Annotated in this window: 19 protein-coding genes; 8 read left to right on the forward strand and 11 right to left on the reverse strand. The window is 63.1% G+C overall.

Annotation, left to right across the window (positions count from 1 at the left end):
* Positions 1-31: 31 nt before the first annotated feature.
* From motA to flhD, 4 genes are all read right to left on the reverse strand, one after another.
* Complete coding sequence (gene motA / locus HH213_RS00890; RefSeq protein WP_110848821.1) at positions 32-892, reverse strand: flagellar motor stator protein MotA; 861 nt, start codon at positions 890-892, stop codon at positions 32-34.
* Positions 893-1,022: 130 nt separating this feature from the next.
* On the reverse strand, positions 1,023-1,751 hold the full coding sequence (locus HH213_RS00895; protein ID WP_169114878.1) for a class I SAM-dependent methyltransferase: 729 nt from the start codon (positions 1,749-1,751) through the stop codon (positions 1,023-1,025).
* Positions 1,752-1,831: 80 nt separating this feature from the next.
* On the reverse strand, positions 1,832-2,380 hold the full coding sequence (gene flhC / locus HH213_RS00900) for a flagellar transcriptional regulator FlhC (protein ID WP_110848823.1): 549 nt from the start codon (positions 2,378-2,380) through the stop codon (positions 1,832-1,834).
* 18 nt (positions 2,381-2,398) lie between these two features.
* Positions 2,399-2,716 carry a flagellar transcriptional regulator FlhD gene (gene flhD, locus HH213_RS00905; protein ID WP_090177486.1) on the reverse strand — a complete coding sequence of 106 codons (318 nt, stop codon included), beginning with the start codon at positions 2,714-2,716 and terminating at the stop codon, positions 2,399-2,401.
* Positions 2,717-3,281: 565 nt separating this feature from the next.
* On the opposite strand from flhD, the gene kynU reads away from it, so the two are divergent.
* Genes kynU through HH213_RS00920 form a run of 3 tightly spaced genes read left to right on the forward strand, consistent with a single transcriptional unit; the run spans position 3,282 to position 6,071 of the window.
* Positions 3,282-4,523 carry a kynureninase gene (kynU, locus tag HH213_RS00910; protein ID WP_110848824.1) on the forward strand — a complete coding sequence of 414 codons (1,242 nt, stop codon included), beginning with the start codon at positions 3,282-3,284 and terminating at the stop codon, positions 4,521-4,523.
* A gap of 15 nt (positions 4,524-4,538) precedes the next feature.
* Positions 4,539-5,414, forward strand: coding sequence for a tryptophan 2,3-dioxygenase (kynA, locus tag HH213_RS00915; protein WP_169110184.1), 876 nt, complete (start codon positions 4,539-4,541; stop codon positions 5,412-5,414).
* A gap of 60 nt (positions 5,415-5,474) precedes the next feature.
* Positions 5,475-6,071: a CHRD domain-containing protein gene (locus HH213_RS00920; protein WP_169110186.1), complete on the forward strand. Its 597-nt coding sequence runs from the start codon at positions 5,475-5,477 to the stop codon at positions 6,069-6,071.
* Here the strand turns inward: HH213_RS00920 and HH213_RS00925 are convergent, their stop codons facing one another.
* The 3 genes from HH213_RS00925 to HH213_RS00935 all read right to left on the reverse strand — a co-directional run bounded on the left by HH213_RS00925 (position 6,072) and on the right by HH213_RS00935 (position 11,566).
* Positions 6,072-8,054, reverse strand: a complete 1,983-nt coding sequence (locus HH213_RS00925; RefSeq protein ID WP_169110188.1) for a CocE/NonD family hydrolase — start codon at positions 8,052-8,054, stop codon at positions 6,072-6,074.
* Between the two features lie 60 nt (positions 8,055-8,114).
* Positions 8,115-10,025 carry a molecular chaperone HtpG gene (gene htpG, locus HH213_RS00930; RefSeq protein WP_169110190.1) on the reverse strand — a complete coding sequence of 637 codons (1,911 nt, stop codon included), beginning with the start codon at positions 10,023-10,025 and terminating at the stop codon, positions 8,115-8,117.
* Between the two features lie 74 nt (positions 10,026-10,099).
* Positions 10,100-11,566 (reverse strand): aminotransferase-like domain-containing protein, encoded by a 1,467-nt coding sequence (locus tag HH213_RS00935; RefSeq protein ID WP_169114880.1) that lies wholly within the window; start codon positions 11,564-11,566, stop codon positions 10,100-10,102.
* Between the two features lie 337 nt (positions 11,567-11,903).
* On the opposite strand from HH213_RS00935, the gene HH213_RS00940 reads away from it, so the two are divergent.
* From HH213_RS00940 to HH213_RS00955, 4 genes are all read left to right on the forward strand, one after another.
* Complete coding sequence (locus HH213_RS00940) at positions 11,904-12,863, forward strand: DMT family transporter (RefSeq protein ID WP_229263239.1); 960 nt, start codon at positions 11,904-11,906, stop codon at positions 12,861-12,863.
* A gap of 95 nt (positions 12,864-12,958) precedes the next feature.
* The gene (locus tag HH213_RS00945) at positions 12,959-13,420 is read left to right on the forward strand and encodes a RidA family protein (protein ID WP_110848828.1); all 462 of its coding nucleotides are present in this window, start codon (positions 12,959-12,961) and stop codon (positions 13,418-13,420) included.
* An 84-nt stretch (positions 13,421-13,504) separates the two neighbouring features.
* Complete coding sequence (locus tag HH213_RS00950; protein WP_110848829.1) at positions 13,505-14,698, forward strand: aminotransferase-like domain-containing protein; 1,194 nt, start codon at positions 13,505-13,507, stop codon at positions 14,696-14,698.
* Positions 14,699-15,065: 367 nt separating this feature from the next.
* A complete protein-coding gene (locus tag HH213_RS00955; RefSeq protein WP_169110197.1) occupies positions 15,066-16,424 on the forward strand; it encodes a diguanylate cyclase domain-containing protein in 1,359 nt (452 codons plus the stop codon).
* Here the strand turns inward: HH213_RS00955 and HH213_RS00960 are convergent.
* On the reverse strand, positions 16,402-17,538 hold the full coding sequence (locus HH213_RS00960) for an MFS transporter (protein ID WP_169110198.1): 1,137 nt from the start codon (positions 17,536-17,538) through the stop codon (positions 16,402-16,404). The genes HH213_RS00955 and HH213_RS00960 overlap by 23 nt on opposite strands.
* Positions 17,539-17,713: 175 nt before the next feature.
* Here HH213_RS00960 and HH213_RS00965 point away from each other — a divergent pair, with 175 nt between their 5' ends.
* On the forward strand, positions 17,714-18,814 hold the full coding sequence (locus tag HH213_RS00965) for an AraC family transcriptional regulator (protein ID WP_158288097.1): 1,101 nt from the start codon (positions 17,714-17,716) through the stop codon (positions 18,812-18,814).
* Here HH213_RS00965 and HH213_RS00970 read toward each other — a convergent pair.
* Genes HH213_RS00970 through HH213_RS00980 form a run of 3 tightly spaced genes read right to left on the reverse strand, consistent with a single transcriptional unit; the run spans position 18,811 to position 22,575 of the window.
* The gene (locus tag HH213_RS00970; protein WP_169110199.1) at positions 18,811-19,674 is read right to left on the reverse strand and encodes an SDR family NAD(P)-dependent oxidoreductase; all 864 of its coding nucleotides are present in this window, start codon (positions 19,672-19,674) and stop codon (positions 18,811-18,813) included. The two genes, HH213_RS00965 and HH213_RS00970, sit on opposite strands and share 4 nt — an antisense overlap.
* Entirely contained in the window at positions 19,668-21,179 is a 1,512-nt protein-coding gene (locus HH213_RS00975) for an aldehyde dehydrogenase (protein ID WP_169110200.1), read from the reverse strand. The genes HH213_RS00970 and HH213_RS00975 overlap by 7 nt, the downstream gene beginning before the upstream one ends.
* Before the next feature lie 10 nt (positions 21,180-21,189).
* Entirely contained in the window at positions 21,190-22,575 is a 1,386-nt protein-coding gene (locus HH213_RS00980) for a flavin-containing monooxygenase (protein ID WP_169110201.1), read from the reverse strand.
* Positions 22,576-22,608 lie beyond the last annotated feature (33 nt).

The raw sequence follows: 22,608 nt of genomic DNA on the forward strand, positions 1-22,608 counted from the left end.
TCCTTAAACTAGTGAAATTGCGCGGCATGGCTTACTTCGACTTGGATTTCTTGATGTGGTCTTCCAGCTCGTTGAAGGTCGGGCGCTCGGTCGAGTACAGCACCTTGCGGCCGAATTCCACCGCCAGCGCCGGCGCGTAGCCGTTCAAGCTGGCCAACAGCGTGACTTTCACGCACTGGTACATTTTGGTCGACTCTTCCAGCTTCTGTTCCAGCAGGCTCGACAGCGGACCGACGAAGCCGTAGGCCAGCAGAATACCGAGGAAGGTACCGACCAGCGCGTGGGCGATCAGGATACCCAGCTCGGCCGGCGGCAAGCCTACCGATTCCATGGTGTGCACCACGCCCATCACCGCCGCCACGATACCGAAGGCCGGCATGCCGTCGCCCAGCTTGGCGATGGCGTGGGCCGGCGCGGCGCCCTCGTGGTGGTGGGTCTCGATCTCCATGTCCATCAGGTTCTCGATCTGGAACGCATCCATATTCCCCGACACCATCAGGCGCAGGTAATCGGTCATGAATTCGACGATGTGATGGTCTTCCAGCACGCTCGGGTACTTGCTGAACAGCGGGCTTTGCTCCGGGCTGTCGATATCGCCTTCGATCGACATCAGGCCTTCCTTGCGGACCTTGGACAGCACGTCGAACAGCAGCGACATTAGCTCCATGTACAGGTCTTTGGTGTAGCGCGAGCCCTTGAACAGGGTCGGAATCGCACCCAGTGTAGCTTTCAGGGTCTTGCCGTTGTTACCGACCAGGAAGGCGCCGACAGCGCCGCCGCCGATCATGACCAGCTCCAGCGGCTGAATCAGCACGGCCATGTGCCCGCCGCTGGCGGCATAGCCGCCGAACACGCCAAGCAGGACCACTACATATCCGATGATGACTAACAAGTGTTCTGACTCCCCAGAGCGAAAACCGGCCGAATTGTGACGAAGTGGGCCGGTTTTTCAAGAATTTACATATAGAACTACAATAGCCTGACTAAGGGGGGGCGGGCAAGTGAATAACGTCAAATGATGCTTAAAAGTACCATATATAGAGGGGAATTTCGCGCTCTGTGGCTCTAATGATGCTATCTGGTGTTCTTTCCTCAATGACAAATTCATAGCTCACAAGCATCGAACCAGGACACATTTCAGCAGCCGCCTTGTGCCACAATCCGGACATGGCGGCCGGTGACAGATAAGCAAATACCATGTCGAACTGGCTAAAGTCCAGGCTTTCGTAGTCGCCCCGCAGGAAGCGGGCACGGCTGCCGCCGAGCCTGGCGCGCAGCCAGCTAACCAGCCACGGCAGCGGCGCCAGTTCAATGCCGACGACGTCGGCGTCCGGCCGCACCCGCGCCAGGTACAGGGTCAGGCCACCGAGGCCGCTGCCGATGTCGATCACACGTGGCGCAGCGCCCTGGCGGGCCGGCAGCAGCTGGCGTACCGCATCCCACACGGCCGGACCGGACGGGTAATACGGCACCTGAGTGCGGAACGTCGACCAATACCAGCCCAGCAGCAGCAAAAACACCGCGCCGAACAGCCACGACGGCAGGCTCAGCGCCAGCGCGGCCAGCACCGCCAGCGGAAACAACAACTGGATCGCGCGCCACCAGGCCGCCAGCGCCAGCTTCCAGGTGAGCGCGGCCGCCAGCAGGCCCTGCACCACGGCCACGGTCAGATAATCGACGGGGAAACGAAAACTGGCCATCACATAAATGATGGCCAGCGTGAGCGGCATGGCGCCGCACTGGATCAGCATGGCCTGTACAGCGGGTGCGCGGGCGATGCGTTGCAAGGAAGGTAAGTTCACGCGGCGTATTATGCCCGCGATTGCACGACTTAGGCGGCCAGCGCCTCGACTTCGCGTGATTTTTTGGTCTTGCCGGCGCGCGACGGCATGTGGCACAGGCCGCAAACGTAGCTGCCATGCAGGTCCATGGCGTTGACCACGAATTTGCCTTGGCATTTGCCGCACGGGGCGGTTTCCAGCATTTTGCTGCTGAAGAAGCGCACCAGGGTCCAGGCACGGGTCAGCGACAGCAGCGGCTCTTCGCCCGGTTCCGGCGGCATTTGTTCGAGGTACAGCTTGTAAGCCTTCATCACCGCTTCCACGCCCGTCGCGCCGGCGTGGGTCACCAGGAAGCTATGGATGTTGATGAACAGCGAGGAATGAATATTCGGTTGCCAGGTCAGGAACCAGTCGGTCGAGAACGGCAACATGCCTTTTGGCGGCGACACGCCCTTCAGCTCTTTGTACAGCTTGAGCAGGCGTTCGCGCGACAGCGACACTTCCGACTCCAGCAGTTGCAGGCGGGCGCCCAACTGGATCAGTTCGATGGCCAGCTGGATTTCCTGGGCTTCCGTTACAACGCTTTTCTTGGCGGCCATGATCTGAGCTCCTGACGATTAAACGATTTCTTCGACCGGCTGGCCGGCCATCAGGATGGCGGCGTGCGACTGGGCCAGCACGCGGTCCTTGTTGTAGTTCGTCAGCATCGACAGGATGGCGCTGTCGTCGAAGCGGAAGCGGGCCAGCATCATGTTGCCGCCTGCCAGTTTGAGAATCTGCGCGTTGCTCATGCCTTCGATCAGGTCGGCGATTTCAGCAGCGATGCCGAGACGGAAGATTGCGGTGACTTTGTCGGCGCGGATCATCTGCTGAGCCAGCATCAGGTAGCTCAGGTTGGCGTCGCGAATTTCGGCCATCATATCGTTTGCAGTCATTTTCCCACTCCTAGCGTTTTTCTCTCGTTGGAACACGTTTGCGTTTCCATTGAGATACATTCTGCTTGAGCAACAAAAAGCGGAGAAGAGGTGACTCTCCGTATTTTAGGTCGGAAAATAGCGGGTGCGACCTGTCGGTGTTTGTCTTACAAACACGCGCAGATCGGTTGCCACGCCCTTGCGGCGGGGGTTTCTTGCGGGATACAAGTTTTCAAAACATCCCTTTTTAAATCGAAAAATAAAGCAGCAAAGCGACTCTTTTTTGCGACATCTAAACCGGTAACGGCAGCCTTTTGAGGAACTTTAGGGTCTTTGCGAAATATTTTTAAAATTTTTCGCCCCTACCGCCGGGTTAGCGATGCACGGTTTTCTGCGCATCTTGAAACTGGTAACGGCAGCGGTTGAGGGAACTTTAGGGTTTTTTTGAAAAAAATCGAAAATAATTTAAAAAAGCCCCGAGAACGAGGATTCATGCGGGTTTGCCGCGCATGGGGTCTGACCCCGTACGGGGTCAGACCCCGGCTTTCCGGGTTAAACTATTGCTTTACACCTCAAACACTCACCCATGACAACCCGCACCCACTGCCTGGAACGCGACGCACAAGACGCCCTGGCCCCGCTCCGCGATCAGTTCGACCTACCTGCCGGCGTTATTTATCTGGATGGCAACTCTCTCGGCGCCCGCCCTAAGACCGCCCTCGTCCGCGCCCAGCACGTCATCGCCCAGGAATGGGGCTACGACCTGATCCGCAGCTGGAACAGCGCCGGCTGGTTCGACCTGCCCAAACGTCTCGGCGACCGCCTGGCCCCGCTGATTGGCGGCCTCGACGGTGAAGTAGTGGTCACTGATACCACTTCCGTCAACCTGTTCAAGGCGCTGGCCGCCGCCCTGCACATGCAGTCGGTCGAGACCGGCCGCCGCGTCATCGTCACCGAGCGCGCCAACTTCCCGACCGATATCTATATGGCCGAAGGCCTGACCAAGTGGCTGGATCGGGGTTACAGCATCAAACTGATCGACAGCCCGGACGAACTGCCGGCCGTCATCGGCGCCGACACCGCCGTCGTCATGCTGACCCACGTCAACTACCGCACCGGTTATCAATACGACATGCAGGCCACCAGCGCCCTTGCCCACGCCGCCGGCGCGCTGATCGTATGGGATCTGGCGCACTCGGCCGGCGCGGTGCCGGTCGACCTGAACGCCGACGGCGCCGACTTGGCCGTGGGCTGCACCTATAAATACCTGAACGGCGGCCCCGGCGCGCCAGCCTTCATCTGGGTGCCGAAAAAACACCAGGCCGCCTTCCAGCAGCCGCTGTCCGGCTGGTGGGGCCACGCCGCGCCGTTCGCCATGGCGCCGCACTATACGCCGACCGACGGCATCGGCCGCGCGCTATGCGGCACCCAGCCCATCGTCTCGCTGGCGATGGTCGAATGCGGCCTCGACGTGCACCACCAGACCAGCATGGCCGCCATCCGCGCCAAGTCGCTGGCGCTGACCGACCTGTTCATCGAACTGGTGGAGGCCCGCTGCGCCAGTCATCCGCTGGCGCTGGTAACGCCGCGCGAGCATGCGCGCCGTGGCAGCCAGGTCAGCTTCACCCACCCGCACGGCTATGCGGTGATGGCGGCGCTGATCGCGCGCGGCGTCATCGGCGACTACCGTGAACCGGCCATCATGCGCTTCGGCTTCACGCCGCTGTACACCAGCTACGCCGACGTGTGGGATGCGGTCGAGATCCTGCGCGACATCCTGGACCGCCAGGACTACAACGTCGACGCCAAGCGCGACGCCGTCACCTGAAACGAGATCAATCATATGAGCGAAAACAAACCCGCCAGCGGCTGCCCGATGCACGCGACCGCGCCAGCCGGCGACGCCGAGTGGCATGGCGCGCAAATGGACTTCAGTAACAAAATGAGCTACGGCGACTACCTGGGCCTGGAGAAAATCCTGCACGCCCAGCACCCGCTGTCACCCAACCATAACGAGATGCTGTTCATCGTCCAGCACCAGACCAGCGAACTGTGGATGAAGCTGATGCTGCACGAGATGCGCGCCGTGCGCGTCCACCTGCGCGCCGGCGACCTGCCGCCGGCCTTCAAGATGCTGGCCCGCGTGGCCCGCATCATGGACCAGCTGGTGCACGCCTGGGACGTGCTGGCCACCATGACGCCGCCTGAGTACACCGCCATTCGCCCCTACCTGGGCGCCTCGTCCGGCTTCCAGTCCTACCAGTACCGCGAAATTGAATTCATCCTCGGGAACAAGAACGCCGCGCTGCTCAACGTCCACGCCGGCACGCCCGAATTCCCGCTGCTGGAAGAGTCGCTGAATAAGCCGTCGCTGTACGACGAAGCGATCCATCTGCTGGCCCGTCACGGCCTGCCGATTTCCGCCGAACGCCTGAACGCCGATCCGACCCTGCCGACCGTGGCCGACGCCTCCGTGCAGCAGGCCTGGCTGCAAGTCTACGGAGACACCACGCGCTACTGGGCGCTGTATGAGCTGGCTGAAAAACTGGTGGACATGGAAACCGCGTTCCGCTTCTGGCGCTTCCGCCACGTCAGCACGGTCGAGCGCATCATCGGCTTCAAGACCGGTACCGGCGGCACGGCTGGCGTCAGCTATCTGCGCAAGATGCTGGACGTGGTGCTGTTCCCGGAACTGTTCGCGCTGCGCACCGAACTCTGACGACGGAACTTGCGCGCGGGGGTGCGCTCTAAGATTGTTCCAGCATTCAGGAGGGATATCATGAGACGACACATCCGCGCCGCCTTCGGCGCGTTCAGCGCAGTGGTATTGCTGTGCGCTGCCAGTGCAGCCAGCGCCGCCAGCTATACCAGCTACACCAGCATCCTCACCGGCCAGCAGTCAGCGCCGGCCAACAACTCACCCGGCATCGGCGCGGCCATCATCGACTTCAACGCCGACAGCCATGTGCTGCATGTCGGCGCCGCCTTCAGCGCGCTGCAGGGGCTGAGCACCGGCGCCAATATCCAGTGGAGCGGCAGCGGTGACACACTGGCGAGCCTGCTCGCCTTCCCGCTGGGCGTCAGCACCGGCGCCTACAGCCATAACTTCAACACCAGCCTGGACACCACCTGGAATCCCGTCTTCCTGAGCGCCAACGGCGGCAACGCGGCCGGTGCGGAAGCCGCTTTTGCGGCAGGCCTGGCCACCGGCACCGCCTATCTCAACATCAACAGCACCGCCTATCCGACCGGTGAGATCCGCGGCGCCCTCAATCTGGTGCCAACGGCGGCGGTACCGGAACCGGCCAGCCTGGCGATGCTGGGACTGGGCGCCCCCGCCATGCTGCTGCTGGCGCGCCGCCGTCGCAAGGGCTAGTTACTTGACGCTGGCGCCTACCAGCGGCAGCTCGATAAAGCTGTCGTGGTAGATGCGCTGCGTCGCCTTCTTGTAATCCGCCGGCTTCGCGTAGAAGATATTCGGCACGAAGGTCTGCGGGTTACGGTCGTACAGCGGGAACCAGCTAGACTGGATCTGCACCATGATGCGGTGTCCCGGCAGGAATACGTGGTTGGCCGTCGGCAGCGCAAATTTGTAAGGCAGCGCCTTATCGGCGGCAATCGGCTTGGCCGTCACTAGGCTCTCGCGATAGCGGCCTCGGAAGATATCGGCCGAAATCATCAGCTGATAGCCGCCCATCTCCGGCTGCGCCGCCACCTGGTCCGGATAAACGTCGATCAGCTTGACCACCCAGTCGGCATCCGTGCCACTGGTGGCGGCCAGCAGGTGCGCAACTGGTTCGCCGCTGATCTTCACCGGCGCCGTCAGCACGCCGGTGGTGTAGGTCAGCACATCGGTGCGGCCGGAGGCTTCACGCTGATCGTCCACCAGCCAGCGCGGCCAGGTCTGGCCCTTGGCTTCGTCGTAGCCATACGGCGGAATCGGCCGCTGGCGGTACGGCACCGGCTTGGCCGGATCGGCCACATATTCGTCGTAATCATTGCGGTGGGCCGGCTTGGACAGCGTGACCGGCGCGGTATTGGTCAGCGTTGCCTTGCCGTCCGCCGACAACTTCAGCGTGGCAGGCGCTATAAAGCAGCCGCTGACGCAGCCAGCTGGCCAGCTATTCAGCGCGCGCCACTTATTGGTGCCGGTCTCAAACGCCGTCACCGGCGCGATGCTGGCCGCCAGCGCTTCCGGCGACGGCTCGTCCTTCAGATAACGCTCGAGGAACGGCATCAGCACCTCTTCACGGAAATGCAGGCCGGTGTCGCTGTTGAAGCGGATCGGTCCCAGCTTGCTGCCGTCGCCATCCTGGCCGCCGTGGTTCCACGGCCCCATGGCCAGGAAAACCTTGTTGTCCTTGTCGTTCGGCTTGATCGCCTTGTAGACCGCGATAGCGCCGTAGATGTCTTCCGCGTCCCACAGGCTGTGCACCAGCAGCGTCGGCACTGTCACCGGCTGCTTGGCCAGCAGGGTATCGACGGCCTGGCTTTGCCAGAATTCGTCATACGCAGGATGGGCCGCCAGCTTGCGCCAGAAACCACTCTGCTCGACGCCGCGCTGGCGTGCCAGTTCTCCGGCCGAGCCGGCGCGCATGAAGGTATCGTAATCGTCGTAATGGCTGGTGAACCAGTGCGCGTCGTTGCGGCGCGTGACCACCTGCTCCATGATGTAGGACAGGTTAATCTGGCGGAACGCGCCGTTGTGGAACCAGTCGTCGCCGCGCCAGCCGTCCACCATGGGATTCATCGGCACCGCCACCTTCAGCGCCGGATGCGGATGGACCAGCGCGATCAGCGGCAGATAGCCGTCATACGACCCGCCGATGATGCCCACCTTGCCGTTCGACTCCGGCACATTCTTGCTGAGCCATTCGAGCGTGTCCCAGGTATCGGTGGAATGATCGACCGGGGTTGGATTGAACTGGGTACCGGCCATCGGCCGGTTCATCACGTAGTCACCCTCGGAGCCGTATTTGCCGCGCACGTCCTGCACCACGCGGATATAGCCGCCCTTGACGATCACGTCCGGCATATTGTCGTAGCCCAGCAGGACCGATTCCATCTGCGAGCTTTCCGCGTGCGCGGTCATGTCGGCGGCGTTGTACGGCGTGCGCGTCAACAGCATCGGCGCATGATTGGCCTTGCGCGGGATCAGCAGCACGGTATTGAGTTTGACGCCGTCGCGCATCGGTATCATCACCGTGCGGCGGACGAAGTCGAAACTATCGACCGGCGCCTTGAATTCCTCCGGCGTTTCGCTCGGCAGCGCGGGATAGAGCGGCGCCTGTTGCGCCATGCTGGCGTGGATGGAAAAAACGCCGGCCACCAGGGCCAGCGTCAATGCGGATTTCTTCATGGACGCCCCGGAATATTGTGAAACCATAAAGTATCACAACAGGCCGAGGCGCGGCAGCGCTTATTTTGCCAACAGCAGCTCGTTCAGGCGCTTGACGAAGGTGGCCGGGTCGCTCAGCGAACCGCCTTCGGCCAGCAAAGCCTGGTCGAACAGGATGTTAGACCAGTCGCTGAACGAGCTGGCCACGTCCTCGTTTTTCAGGCGCTGCACCAGCGGGTGATCCGGATTGATCTCCAGGATAGGCTTGGATTCCGGCGCGTCCTGACCGGCCGCCTTCAGCATGCGCAGCAGGTTGCCCGACAGCTCGTGCTCGTCCGCCACCAGGCAGGCTGGCGAATCGGTCAGGCGGAAGGTCACACGCACGTCCTTGGCTTTGTCGGCCAGCGCTTCCTTCATTTTCCCGACCAGATCCTTGTATGAGGTTTCGGTTTCTTCGTGTTCCTTCTTCTCGGCTTCATCTTCCAGCGCGCCCAGATCCAGGCCGCCTTTGGCCACCGACACCAGCTCATTGCCTTCGAACTCGGTCAGGAACGACAGCATCCACTCGTCCACGCGATCGGTCAGCAGCAGCACTTCGACGCCCTTCTTGCGGAAGATTTCCAGGTGCGGGCTGTTTTTCGCGGCGATGTAGTTATCGGCGGTGACGTAGTAGATCTTGTCCTGGCCTTCCTTGACGCGCGACAGGTACTGCTCCAGCGAGGTGATTTGCTGGTCGTTGTCGTTGGCGGTCGAAGCAAAGCGCAGCAGCTTGGCCAGACGGTCCTTGTTGGCCGTATCTTCGCCGATGCCCTCTTTCAGCACCTGGCCGAATTCGGTCCAGAAGGTCTGATATTTGTCTTTTTTCTCCTGCTCGTCGGCGTTGGCCAGTTCTTCCAGCATGCCGATCACACGCTTGGTCGAGCCATCGCGGATCACCTTGACGTCGCGCGACTCCTGCAAAATCTCGCGCGAGACGTTCAGCGGCAGGTCGGCCGAGTCGATTACGCCTTTGACGAAGCGCAGGTAGGTCGGCATCAGCTGCTCGGCGTCGTCCATGATGAACACGCGCTTGACATACAGCTTGATGCCGCCACGCTTGTTGCGGTCCCACAGGTCGAACGGCGCCTTGGCCGGGATGTACAGCAGCTGGGTGTATTCGCTGCGGCCTTCCACGCGGTTATGGGTGTGGGTCAGCGGCGCGGCGAAGTCGTGCGACACGTGTTTATAGAACTCGTCGTACTGCTCCGGCGTGATGTCGGATTTGCTGCGGGCCCACAGCGCGCTGGCCTGGTTGACGGTTTCCAGTTCGTCCTTGACGACGTTTTCGCTCTTCTCGGCGTCCCACTCTTCCTTCTGCATCACGATCGGCAGCGAGATATGGTCCGAGTACTTGCGGATGATGGACTGGACCTTCCAGGTCGACAGCAGCTCGTCCTCGCCTTCGCGCAGGTGCAGGATGATGTCGGTGCCACGACCGACTTTTTCGATCTGTTCAATCGAGTAGTCGCCCTGGCCTTCCGACTCCCAGCGCACGCCTTCCGACGCTGGCGCGCCGGCGCGGCGGGTTTCGACGGTGATCTTGTCGGCGACGATGAAGCCCGAGTAGAAACCGACGCCGAACTGGCCGATCAGGGCGGCGTCCTGCTGCTGGTCACCCGACAGCTTGCCGAAGAATTCCTTGGTGCCCGACTTGGCGATGGTGCCCAGGTGCGAGATGGCTTCTTCGCGGCTCATGCCGATGCCGTTGTCGGAGATGGTGATGGTGCGCGCGGACTTGTCGAACGAGACCTTGATCTTCAGTTCATGGTCGTTGCCGTACAGGGCGTCGTTGTTGATTGCTTCAAAACGCAGCTTGTCGGCGGCGTCGGAGGCATTGGAGATCAGTTCGCGCAGGAAGATCTCTTTGTTCGAGTACAGGGAGTGAATCATCAGCTGCAGCAGCTGTTTCACTTCGGCCTGGAATCCAAGGGTTTGTTTTTCGGTATTAGCCATTTTGTTTGAATAGTCTTTTGGTTAAGATTTCATGAAAGTGGGGATTATAAGAGGCTTTTCAAGGCCCGGGATGGTCAACTGAGTTCCCGTTCAAGGAAACGCCACACGGCCGGTTCCTGCATCGCCGCCACGTTGAGCCGCATGCGGGTCGATGGCAGCTGCTTGGGCGAGAACAGGCTGCCCGGCGCCAGCAGCAGGTTGTGCGCCATTGCCCGCTCGGTCAGCACATTGGTGTCGCAGCCGGCATCGGCCCAGACGAACATGCCGGCCGACGGCGAGCCATCCACTTTCAGGCCGACGCGCTCCATCTGGCGCAGCGTCTTGGCCCGAATGCCGTCCAGCCGCGCGCGCAGGCGGTCGGCATGCTTGCGATAGGAGCCTTCGGACAGCACTTTATATACGACTCGTTCGCCGATGTCGCTGGTGGTCAGCGTCGACAGCATCTTGCGGTCGGCCAGGCGCTCGGCGCGTTCCGGCGAAGTGGCGATGAAGCCGACCCGCAGGTTGGCGGCCATGGTCTTCGAGAAGCCGCTCAGATAGATCACCCGCTGCAACTGGTCCAGCGCCGACAGCCGCGTGGCCGGCTGCACCGCGCTGCCGGGATGCAGGTCGCAGTAGATATCGTCTTCCACGATGATGAAGTCATGCTCTTCGGCCAGCCGCAGCACCTGGAACGCCTTGGCCGCCGACAGCGAGGTGGAACTGGGGTTGTGCAGCACCGAATTGATGATGTACAGCTTGGGCTTGTGCAGCGCCGCCAGTTCGGCCAGCCGCGCGATGTCCGGGCCATCGCCCAGGCGCGGGATGCCGACCACCTTGGCGCCCAGCGCGGCGAAGGAGCCAAACATCAGGAACCAGGCCGGGTCGTCGACGAAGATGGTGTCGCCGGGGCGGCTGAATTCGCGCGCCACCAGGTCCAGCGCCTGGGTGACGCCGACGGTGGTAATAATCTGCTCGGGCGCGGCGGCGATTTCCAGTTCGGCCAGTTTGTGCTGCAACTGCTGGCGCAGCGGCAGGAAACCTTGCGGCACGCCGTAGCTTAATAATAGCGTCGGGTTCTGGCGGCTGACGGCGCGCAGGGCGTTGGCGATGGTCGGGCCATCCAGCCAGTCGGGCGGCAGCACGCCGGAGCCAGGCATCTGCTGGTGCGGCATCTGGCGGAACATATTCCTCACCAGCCAGACCACGTCGATCGGCTTGGCGTCGAAGCCGGATTGCGCGCCGCGTGATGCGCCGCCCGCGCCAGTAGCACCAAACATACCTCCGCCCATCGTCAGGTCAGCCGCATTGAGCGCCATCGCCGGCCGCTCACGCACGAAAAAGCCGGCGCCGCGGCGCGATTCAAGGTAGCCGGTGGCCACCAACTTGTCGTAAGCGGCTACCACGGTAAAAGCCGACACGCCGTGCGACCCCGCAAACGCCCGGATCGACGGCATGCGCGCACCACCGCGCAGCAAACGGTCATCAATCCGCGCCGCCACCGACCGCACAATCTGGTCGATCAGCGTTTCGCCCGACTCGCGCAACAGCAAACCAAGCATCGGGCCCGCCGCACCACGACGTGCGCTGTCGCCCACTGCGGCGGCGACCTCATCGCCCGCAGGCGCGCGGGTGGGCGTGCGCGCGGCGCCACGGCCGGAGGTGGCCGACACCGGCACCGACGTCACCGCCGGGCCGGGCGCCGGCGCGGCCAAAGCACGCGTCTCGCGGGCCTGTGCGGCAGCCAGCGCCTCATTGACTGCTTCCGCCGCCGCTGCCGCAGCGGCGCCCAACAGCGAAGTGCGGGGTCGTGTATTGGTCATATTACCGTCACAGTATAAGAAATTATGTTGCGAAGTGTACTGGCACTGTACTGGTTTTGTCACGTAGCATAAACCCATGAATACAAATACACCAGTCCTGACCACTCACCGGCGCCTGAGCGACGAAACCACCGGCATGCTGCTCGGCCTGATCGGCGTGGCCATCTTCAGCCTGACGCTGCCCTTTACCCGTCTGGCCGTCAGCGGCGGCATGGGCGGCACCGGCATGGGCGCTGCCGGTGTCGGCCTGTCGCCGATGTTCGTCGCCCTGGGCCGCGCCCTGACCGCCGCCATCCTGGCCGCCGGCTGGCTGTACTGGAAACGCGCACCGCTGCCGCCGCGCTCCGCCCTGCCCGCCCTCGCCATGGTGGCCATCGGCTGCGTCATCGGCTTCCCGTGGCTGACGTCAGTTGCCATGCGCACCCTGCCGGCCGCCCATGGCGCCGTGCTGGTCGGCGTGCTGCCGCTGGCCACCGCCCTGTTCGCAGCCCTGCTAGGCGGCGAAAAGCCGTCCAAGGGTTTCTGGGTGATGGCCATTTTAGGATCGGTACTGGTGATCGGCTTTGCGCTGCGCCAGAGCGGCGGCACCCTGCACGCGGCCGACCTGGCGATTTTCCTGGCGGTGCTGCTGGCCGCCATGGGCTACGCCGCCGGCGGCCGCCTGTCGCAAACGCTGGGCGGCCAGCAAACCATTTGCTGGGCGCTGATCCTGGCCGCACCGCCACTATTGCCGGTGGTCGGCTGGCTAGCCTGGCAGGACAGCGCGCAACTGGCCCACGCCAGCGCCGCCGCCTGGACCGGCTTCGCCTATGTTTCGGTATTCTCGATGTTCATCGGCTTTTTCTTCTGGTACCACGGCATGGCGCTGGGCGGCGTGGCGCGGGTGGGACAAGTACAGTTGGTCCAGCCCTTCCTCTCTGTACTGGGCGCCACGGTGGTGCTGGGCGAGACGCTGGAGTGGCCCACCCTGGTATTTGCAATCGCCGTCATCGCCACCGTGGCCACAGGCCGCAAAATGCAGGTAAAACGCGGCTGACGCCGTACAGTATCTCGATTTCACGGCAACTGGAGAGCCGCAGCGCCGCGAGAGTACAATATCGGTCTCAACACACATAACAACTGGATAAGCACATGTCTGTTTACGAAAAACTCAAAGCGCTGGATATCACCCTGGCTGCGCCAGCCACCCCGGCCGCCGCCTACGTCATGTACGCTCAAACCGGCAACCTGGTATTCCTGTCGGGCCACATCGCCAAGCGCGCCGATGGCAGCGTCTGGGTCGGCCAGCTGGGCAAGAACATCGACACCGCAGAGGGCAAGGCTGCCGCGCGGGCAATCGCCATCGACCTGATCGGCACCCTGCAAGCGGCTGTCGGCGGCGACCTGACCCGCGTCAAGCGCATCGTCAAAGTCATGAGCCTGGTGAACTCCACCTCTGAATTTACTGAACAACACCTGGTCACCAACGGCGCTTCCGAGCTGCTGGGCGAAGTCTTCGGCGATGCCGGCAAACACGCCCGCTCGGCCTTTGGTGTCGCTCAAATCCCGCTTGGCGCCTGCGTCGAAATCGAACTGATCGCGGAAGTCGCGTAAAGCGGGCGGCAGCTTACCCGCTGCCGTTCCATCTATAAAAGCACGCCACAAGCGAGCTTGTTGTTATCCTCTAGTGAGACACGTATGAAAATCGAAAATCCCAATCCGATCCAGTGGCAGTTCGCGGAACGCGCCGAACAGCTGCAAGCTTCGTTCATCCGCGAGATCCTGAAGATCACGCAACAGCCGGAGATCATCTCCTTCGCCGGCGGCCTGCCATCGCCGCTGACCTTCCCGGTCGACGAAATGAAGGTCGCCTACGACAAAGTGCTGACCAATAACGGCAAAGTCGCGCTGCAATACGGCCCGACCGACGGCTACACCCCGCTGCGCCAGTGGATCGCCGATTCGCTGTCGACCGGCGGCGCCAAGATCCTGCCGGAACAAGTGCTGATGACGTCCGGTTCGCAGCAGGCGCTCGACCTGCTGGGAAAAGTGCTGATCGACGAAGGCAGCCGCGTGCTGGTCGAGACGCCGTCCTACCTCGGCGCACTGCAAGCGTTCTCGGTGTACCTGCCGGAATTCAAATCGGTGGACACCGACGACCATGGCCTGGTGCCGTCGTCGATCGCCGCCGTCGCGCAAGGCGCGCGCCTGCTGTACTCGCTGCCGAACTTCCAGAACCCGACCGGCCGCAGCCTGTCGTTCGAGCGCCGCCAGGAACTGGTAGAGACCTGCGCCCGTCTGGGCCTGCCGCTGATCGAGGACGATCCTTATGGTTCGCTGAGCTACAAGGGCGAGCCGCTGCCAAAGATGGTGGCGATGAACCCGGACGGCGTGATCTACATGGGCTCCTTCTCCAAGGTGCTGACGCCTGGCATCCGCCTCGGTTACGTGGTGGCCCCGCTGCCGCTGGCGCGCCGTCTGGAACTGGCCAAGCAGGCGGCCGACCTGCACACTTCGCAGCTGACCCAGATGGTGGTGCACGAAGTGATCAAGGACGGTTTCCTCGACCAGCACATTCCAAAAATCCGCGCGCTGTACGGCGACCAGTGCCAGGTCATGCTGGACGCGATGGCCCAGCACTTCCCGGCCGGCGTTGAGTGGACCAAGCCGGAAGGCGGCATGTTCATCTGGGTCACGCTGCCGAAGCACATCGACGCCATGAAACTGCTGGACGAAGCGATCGCACAAAAAGTCGCCTTCGTACCAGGTTCGCCGTTCTACGCCAACGAGCCGGCCACCAACACGTTGCGCCTGTCGTTCGTCACCGTGCCGCCGGAACGCATCCGCCACGGCATCGAAATCCTGGGCAAGCTGATCGCCGCAAAACTGTAAACAGCACCATTGCGGGCGGCCGTTGTACGACGACGGCCGTCCGCAAAAATACAACACATCGCCGGCGACTTTATCACCAATAGTCACCTAAAACGGCCGATTCCGTAACATCCCACCAACATTACTTACACCATCTGGCGCGAGTCTGCGTGCGACCTGATGCATCCAATGCAACACCCTCGTTCGCCTGGATTTTTTTTCACCTACAGGCGTTGCAAAGCGGTATGATTTGAACGGATAGTCACTTTCATATCAGGCCAGCCTTGTTGAAACGCGCCCTCACCATTTCTGCGTGCCACCGCCGTTGCCGCCCCGCGCAACCGGCCAGCCACGCCTGCGCCCTGCATCAGGTTAGAGGCGCTCAACAATGAATTCCGGCAGTTTGAGTTACGCGACGCGGCGCGATGCCGCGATCCTGATCGTGGACGACGCCCCCGAGAATCTGGGTGCACTGCGCAAGCTGATGGTCGAACAGGGTTACCAGACCTTCGTGGCCACCAGCGGCGAACGCGCGCTGAAAATCGCCCGCCGCGTCCACCCGGACCTGATCCTGCTCGACATCATGATGGCGGGGATGGATGGCTACGAAACCTGCCGCCAGCTCAAAAGCCACGAGGCCACCCAGCGCATCCCGGTGATCTTCATGAGCGCACGCACCGATACGGACGACGTCGTGGCCGGCTTTGACCTCGGCGCGGTCGACTACATCAGCAAGCCACTGCGCATGGCGGAAGTGTGCGCACGTGTGCGCACGCAGCTGCAAATCCGCAGCCGCAGCGAGACCCACGAAGAACAGGCCGAACGCCTGCGCACCATCGTCAACAACATGGCCGAGGGCCTGTTGATCATCGAAGCCAATGGCCGCATCCAGTTCACCAATCCGGCCTGCGACAAATACCTGGGCTACCAAGCCGACGAACTGGCCGGCAGCACCATCGCCGACCTGCTCAATCCCCTGGTGGCGCAGGAATACCTTGACTACTTCGAGCGCTACGCCGCCGCGCCGCAGACCGCGCACAACCACGGCACGCGCGAAGTCATTATCCGCCACCGCAATGGCAGTTCGGTGTGCATGGACCTGACGCTGACGCCGATGTACCTGCGCCAGCCGCTGTTTATCGGCCTGCTGCACGACATCACCCACCACAAGCAGTCGGAAGACACGCTGCTGCGCGCCGCCATGGTCGACCCGCTGACCAAGATCGCCAATCGCCGCCACTTCGACACCTTCCTGGAAAAGGAATGGCAGCGCGCCATGCGCAGCGGCCAACCCTTGTCGCTGGTGGTGCTGGACGTCGACCACTTCAAGCTGTACAACGACACGCTAGGCCACCCGGCCGGCGACAGCTGTCTGCAGCAGGTGGCGGCTGCCATCGCCTCGCACGCGCTGCGGCCGACCGACCTGGCGGCACGCTACGGCGGCGAGGAATTCGTGCTGCTGTTCGCCGAGACGGATGGCGATGCCGCGTATCTGCTGGCGGAAGCGATTCGCAACCACATCGAATCGCTGCAAATTCCGCATCCGCGCTCCACCACCTCGGCATGGCTGACGGTCAGCATCGGCGTCGCCACCATCCATCCGCACCAGCTGGACAACACCGAATCGCTGTTCGTCGCCGCCGACCGCGCCATGTACGTGGCTAAGGAAGGGGGCCGCAATCAGGTGCAGGCCACCAAAACCGGCGGCGCCTCGCTGGCCGCCGTCAAAGCACTGGTGATGCGCTGACATTTGGCGTGCCGCGCAAGGCCTTGAGGCCGAGCGGCACGCTGCCCGCCAGCGCCAGCAGCGCAAACACGATCACGCCCATGCCGCCGGCATCCTGGAACAACTCGCCCGCGCCCACTGTGCCCAGTGCCACCGCCGCAAACGTCACCACCACGGAACGGGAGAGCAGGGTGCCATCGCGGTCCTGCGCCGAGATGAAACTGTTCAGCACCGCCATGATGGTATAGAAGGCCGCGTTCAGCATCAACTGGCCGACGAAGAACAGCAGCGCGTCATGCGCGGTGAAGAAGCACGCCACCGACGCAAACATCACCGCCAGCGCGCCGATCACCGTCAGCCCGCGCCGCGCCGCCAGCGCCGGTATCGCTGGCACCACCGCGCCGAAGAATCCCAGCAGCGACGACACCGACAGCAGCACGCCGATCTGCGGCAGCGTCAGGCCAATCCGCTCACCCTGCAAGGCCGACACCGCCCAGACGCCGGCCTGCACGCTATACACGCCGACAAACACACCCCATGCCAGCCAGATCTCTGCCATGCCGCGCTGCCGTCCCACCGCGACGCCAGCCGGCCGCTCCGGCATCAGCGATGGCACGCGCAACGCCACCACGCCCAATACCGCCGTCATCAGCGCCAGCCCTTGCCACACCGCCGCGCCGCTGGCCGCATCGGGAAAAAGCGTCAACAGCGTGAACACGCCGGCCACCGCCAGGCCGGAAAGCAGCAGCACCAGTCCCCACAAACGCTCCGCATCGCGATGACAGGCCAGGCAGATGCCGACCATGACGATCATCTGCGCCTCGCACAAACCGGCCACCAGCCGCAGCACGCTGAATACAGCCACGGGCAGCACCAGCATGCACGCAGCCTGGCATAGCGCCAGCAATAGCAAGGCTCCGGCGGTCAGCGCCGTCGGCGCGCGCCGCGCCAGCGCCGGCAGCACGATGCAGCCCACCAGCATGCCGATCATCTCGGCGCCGGTCAGCATGGTCGCCTGCCCTTCGTCCAGATGCAGGCGCGCCATCGCATTGGTCACCAGCAGCGGCATCATGGTGGTGCCGCCGATGCCCAGCGCCCAGGTGCAGGACAGGATGAAGGTCGGAGGTTGCGTCATGTCGTGTCCCCAGTTGTTGGCGGCCTTGCCGCTTTTTTCCAAGCTTACGATGGCGGCGCCACGTAACGGGTCTAAAATGGCCAAACAAGGCACCGAAACGGCCACTGCGACCATGCGTGATCCAGCTGCCACAAACCATACTATGCTAACCGCAAAGTTCACCCAAGGAGCGCCCATGCCGGTCAAACCGCATCATCCCGACGCCGAAGCCGCAGCCGATGTGCCGCCGCATGTAATTCGCCAGGTGCTGCAACTGGTGGCCAGCAGGGGCCACTCGGCGGAACGCCTGTGCAAGGGGCTGGGCTTCACGCCGGAGAACCTGTGCGACGCCAACTTCCGCGTCTCTTACCGTCAAACCAGCTTGCTGGTACGGCGCGCCATGCAGCGCTGGGGCGATCCGGCCATCGGCATCGCTACCGGCGCGCGCCAGACGGTGGTGTGTTTCGGCCTGCCGGGCCTCGGCATGCTGACCTGCGCTACGCTGGGAGAAGCCTTCCAGTACCTGATCAAATACCAGCGTGCGGCCGGGGCGCTGACCACCAACGAAATGAGCATCCTCGACGAGCACCACTTCGTCACGGAGGTGAATACGCGCTTTCACGATCCGGAGCTGGAGCCGTTCTTCATCGAAGAGATTTTCGTCAGCGGCGTGGAAGTCTCGCGCGCGATGGTCGGATCACACTTCCGCCCGGCGCGGCTGGAACTGCGCTATCCGCGCCCCGAGTATGCGGCGGCCTACAGCGAATACTTCCGCTGCCCTGTCGTCTTCAACGCCCCAATGAATCGGCTGATCTGCGACATGGCCTGGTACCACTGCCCCCTGCCCACGCACGACCGCTATATGCAGGACAGCCTGCAAGCGCAGATCGACGAACTGCTGGAACAGGAAACGCCGCGCAACGATCTGGTGGAATCGATCATGAACGAACTACGCGGCTCCATCGACGAAGTGCCGGCGCTGGCGCGCATCGGCGAAGCGCTCAACCTGAGCGAACGCACGCTGCGCCGCCGGCTGGCGGAACTGGACACCTCCTACCAGCGGCTGGTGGACCAGGTGCGCTACGAATGCGCGCTGGATCTGCTGAAGCGCAGCGACATGCCGCTGATCGATATCGCCATGGCCACCGGCTTTACCGACGCCCGCAACTTCCGCCGCGCCTTCAAGCGCTGGTGCGGCATGCTGCCCAACCAGATCCGCCAAGGTGCGCCCGCTCCGCGTTTGATTCCCATGGAGCGGGCCGGCAGCAACAGCAACGCCGCGCAAGCCGCCGTCTAAGACAGTTCCCACTTGCCGGCGCGGACCTGCACCAGTCCGCGCCGCCGCAGCGACTCCAGATAGCGCGCATGCCCGCGCAAGCCCTTCTTGCGGAACAGCGGTATCAGCTTGGGCAGCATGTTCGGCACCAGCATCGCCAGCCGCACCGTCCACGATTCGCTGACGCGCGGATAGCGCTCCAGGCACGGACTATCCAGCATCCGCATCACCTGCTTCGCCACGTCTTCCGGCTGCTGCGGCGGGTCCATGAATTGCAGCGTGTTGCCGCCTTCGATCGCCTCGCGCATCAGCATCGGCGTCTCGGTCGCCGATGGCATGACGTTGCCGATCTTGACGCCATGCCGCTCCGTGTCCATGCCGAGGCACAGCATGGCGCCGCGCAGTCCGAACTTGGTGGCCGAATAGATGCCCGTCTCCGGCAGCGGGAAAATCCCGCCCAGCGACACTGTGTTGATCACCCGGCCATCGCCTGAGCGCTGCAAGGCCGGAAAGGCCAGCCGCGTCAGCACAATCGGCGACAGCAGGTTGATATTCAGCTCGCCGAGAATATTCTCGACCGAGCGCTCCTCGAAATGGCCGGTGCCGGTAATGGCGGCGTTATTGACCAGGATATCCAGCCGCCCGTAGTGCTCCTGTATCAGCGCCAGCAGCTCCGGCAATTTATTGAAGTCGCGCAGATCGATTTGTACGCCGGTCGCCGCCGGTCCCAGTTCAGCCACGGCGAGATCCAGCGAGGCCTGGTTGTAATCCGCCAGCACGCACTGGATGCCGCGCTCAATGAGGCCGCGGCAGATGGCGCGGCCGATGCCGCCGGCGCCGCCGGTAATCAAGGCTACACGGCCCGGTGCTGTCGTCAGCATGGCGCGCCCCTTCCCAGTTGCATCCAGATCGTCTTGGTCTGCGTGTACTGGTCATGCGCCAGAAGCGACTTCTCGCGGCCACCGAAGCCTGACTCCTTGTAGCCGCCGAACGGCACGCCGGTATCGCCTTCCGAAAAACAGTTGACCGACACCGTGCCGGCGCGAATCTGCCGCGCCACGCCGTGCGCTGCATCCAGGCTGCTGGTATAGACCGACGACGCCAACCCGTAGCTGGTGTCGTTGGCGATGGCCACGCCCTGCGCCAGATCGTCAAACGCCATCACCGACAGCACCGGGCCGAAAATCTCTTCGCGGGCGATGGTCATCTCCGCGCGCACGCCATCAAAAATGGTCGGCTCGACGAAGCTGCCGCCGCTCTCCTGCCGCAATTGACGGCCGCCGTACACCAGCTGCGCACCTTGCGCCTTGCCGCCTTCAATGTAACCCAGCACCCGCCGCATATGCTGCGGCTCAATCATCGCCCCCACCCGCGTGGAAGGATCGAGCGGATCGCCGACGCGCCACTGGTCGAAGGCACGCTTGACCTCTTCCAGCAGCTCGTCCTTGCGCGAGCGGTGCACGATCAGCCGCGAACCGGCGCTGCAATTCTCTCCCTGGCAGAACAGCGCGCCTAGCGCCACCTGCTGCGCCACGCCTGGCAGATCATAGGCATCGGCCAGCACCAGCGCCGGGCTCTTGCCGCCGCATTCCAGCACCACCCGCTTCATATTCGACTCGGCCGAGTATTTGAGGAACTGCCGTCCCACCTCGCCCGAGCCGGTAAAACTGACGCAATCGATGTCACGATGGCGGCCGATCGCCTGCCCCACTGTCTCGCCGTAGCCCGGCACGATATTCAGCACGCCTTCCGGCACACCCGCTTCCAATGCCAGGCGGCCCAGCACCAGCGCCGTCAGCGTGGTCTGTTCGGCGGGTTTGATGACGATGGAGTTGCCGCTGGCTAGCGCCGGGCCGATCTTCCAGCCGGCCAGATAGATCGGGAAGTTCCACGGCAGGACCGCGCCCACCACGCCGATCGGTTCACGCACGATCATGGCCACAATGTCCGGTGCAGTCGGCGCCACCTGATCGTATAGCTTGTCGGCCGCTTCCGCGTGCCAGCGCAGGCTTTCAATCATGTCCGGCAGATCGGCCGACAGCGCATCGCGTATCGGTTTGCCGGAGTCCAGGCTCTCCATCAGCGCCAGCGTCTCCAGATTGGCTTCGACCAGATCGGCAAAGCGCAGCAGCACCTTCTTGCGGTGCTTGGGTGCGGCGCGCGACCAGTCGCCACGCTCGAACACGCGGCGCGCGGCGCTGACCGCATCGTCCACCTCCAGCGCGCCGCAACGGGCGATGCCGGCAAGCCGGCGGCCGGTGGCGGGATTGACGGTGTCAAATTCCTCCGCCGAGATGGCGTTGACGAAGCGGCCGTCAATCAGCGCGCGGGTTTCAAAGTCCAGTTGCGTGGCTTGCTGCTGGTAGTACTCAAAAGTCTTCTCCATGCCGCGCTCCTCAAGCCGCCGCGCGCAAGGCGGCGGGACGGGCAGCGGCGGTATCCACGCGCAGCCTGTCGTAGTAGTTTTCCGTCAGCTCCGGCCAGCCCATCTTGCGACGCAAGCGCTTCAGGTAGGACTTGAGCGCATGCGCTTCCAGATACACCTCATGCCGCTGCGACTGCACAAACTTCAGCCCTCCGGACAGGTCCGGATGGTCATGCGCGATCAGTTCATCGAAGCGGCTGGCGCTGCCCGGGTTGTCAAGCTGGTCGCGCAGGTAGGCGGCGATCATGAAGGCTTCGGTGTCAAACAGCTTGTAGGCGCTGGAGTTGGTCTCCACGTAGCCGATGCCAAACAGGTTGCGGTGATCGCGGCTGAACATCGACAGATACAGCTGCGGCCTGCCGCCCCGCCACTCGAAGTATTCGGCAGCATACTTGCAGCTCCACTTGTAGCCGGTGGCGTAGATCACCAGGTCCAGCTTCTCGCGGCTGCCATCCTTGAACACCACGTCGTCGCCATCGTAATGCGATACATCCGGCTTGACGGCGACATTGCCGTGCTGGAGATTGTGCAGCAGCTGCGAGTTAAGCAGCGGATGGCTTTCAAACAGTTTGTGATCCGGCTTGGGCAGGCCAAAGCGCGTCAGGTCGCCGGTGAACATCTTCAGCAGCAGGCTCATAACGGGACGCGCCACCCACAGCGGCAGCGGCGGGCCGCTCTCGCCCACCTGGTCGGCCGGGATGCCGAACAAATGTTTGGGGATGAAGTGATAACCGCGCCGCAAACTGATAAAAGCGCGGTCCGCGCGATTGGCCGCATCGCAGGCGATATCCGCGCCCGAATTGCCGGCGCCGACGATCATCACCCGCTTGCCGGCAAATTCATCGCTGCTCTTGTAGGTGACGGAATGGCGGATCTCGCCATTGAAGTGGCCCTTCAGCTCCGGCATATTCGCATCCCAGTTGCAGCCGGTGGCGCAGATCACAGCCAAATAGCGGCGGCGCGTACCGTCGCCCAGCGTGACCACCCACTTGCCGTTGTCCTCCTTGTGTACATGCTGCACCGGCGTGCTGAATCGGATCGACGCGCGCAGGCCGAAGGCATCGGCATAGCTGCGCACATAGCCGAGGATCTGCTGATTGGTCGGATAGTCCGGATATGACTTCGGCATCGGAAAGCCGATAAAGCCCGACAGGTCGCGCGACGAAATGAAGTGCGCCGATTCGTAAATCGGGCTGCCGGGATTATGCATATCCCAGATGCCGCCCACGTCCGAGTGGCGCTCGAACTGCTCGTACATCAGGTTCATGGACTTCAGCGCCCGCGCCGCCGACAAGCCGCCCGGCCCGGCCCCCACCACGCACACCGCGTTGCCGCAGTCGATAATCTCGTTGCTCATTGTTGTTCTCCCCTATTGTTGAAAGTCCCGGAT

Origin of the sequence: Duganella dendranthematis (genome assembly GCF_012849375.1) — a bacterium.
In the GTDB taxonomy this organism is placed as follows: Bacteria; Pseudomonadota; Gammaproteobacteria; order Burkholderiales; family Burkholderiaceae_D; genus Rugamonas; species Rugamonas dendranthematis.

Coding starts and splice junctions, on each gene's coding strand:
- HH213_RS00895 (WP_169114878.1), bottom strand. CDS start 1,751: ATGCTGATCCAGTGCGGCGCCATGCCGCTCACGCTGGCCATCATTTAT.
- flhC (WP_110848823.1), bottom strand. CDS start 2,380: ATGGCCGCCAAGAAAAGCGTTGTAACGGAAGCCCAGGAAATCCAGCTG.
- flhD (WP_090177486.1), bottom strand. CDS start 2,716: ATGACTGCAAACGATATGATGGCCGAAATTCGCGACGCCAACCTGAGC.
- kynU (WP_110848824.1), top strand. CDS start 3,282: ATGACAACCCGCACCCACTGCCTGGAACGCGACGCACAAGACGCCCTG.
- kynA (WP_169110184.1), top strand. CDS start 4,539: ATGAGCGAAAACAAACCCGCCAGCGGCTGCCCGATGCACGCGACCGCG.
- HH213_RS00920 (WP_169110186.1), top strand. CDS start 5,475: ATGAGACGACACATCCGCGCCGCCTTCGGCGCGTTCAGCGCAGTGGTA.
- HH213_RS00925 (WP_169110188.1), bottom strand. CDS start 8,054: ATGAAGAAATCCGCATTGACGCTGGCCCTGGTGGCCGGCGTTTTTTCC.
- htpG (WP_169110190.1), bottom strand. CDS start 10,025: ATGGCTAATACCGAAAAACAAACCCTTGGATTCCAGGCCGAAGTGAAA.
- HH213_RS00935 (WP_169114880.1), bottom strand. CDS start 11,566: ATGCTTGGTTTGCTGTTGCGCGAGTCGGGCGAAACGCTGATCGACCAG.
- HH213_RS00940 (WP_229263239.1), top strand. CDS start 11,904: ATGAATACAAATACACCAGTCCTGACCACTCACCGGCGCCTGAGCGAC.
- HH213_RS00945 (WP_110848828.1), top strand. CDS start 12,959: ATGTCTGTTTACGAAAAACTCAAAGCGCTGGATATCACCCTGGCTGCG.
- HH213_RS00950 (WP_110848829.1), top strand. CDS start 13,505: ATGAAAATCGAAAATCCCAATCCGATCCAGTGGCAGTTCGCGGAACGC.
- HH213_RS00955 (WP_169110197.1), top strand. CDS start 15,066: ATGAATTCCGGCAGTTTGAGTTACGCGACGCGGCGCGATGCCGCGATC.
- HH213_RS00960 (WP_169110198.1), bottom strand. CDS start 17,538: ATGACGCAACCTCCGACCTTCATCCTGTCCTGCACCTGGGCGCTGGGC.
- HH213_RS00965 (WP_158288097.1), top strand. CDS start 17,714: ATGCCGGTCAAACCGCATCATCCCGACGCCGAAGCCGCAGCCGATGTG.
- HH213_RS00970 (WP_169110199.1), bottom strand. CDS start 19,674: ATGCTGACGACAGCACCGGGCCGTGTAGCCTTGATTACCGGCGGCGCC.
- HH213_RS00975 (WP_169110200.1), bottom strand. CDS start 21,179: ATGGAGAAGACTTTTGAGTACTACCAGCAGCAAGCCACGCAACTGGAC.
- HH213_RS00980 (WP_169110201.1), bottom strand. CDS start 22,575: ATGAGCAACGAGATTATCGACTGCGGCAACGCGGTGTGCGTGGTGGGG.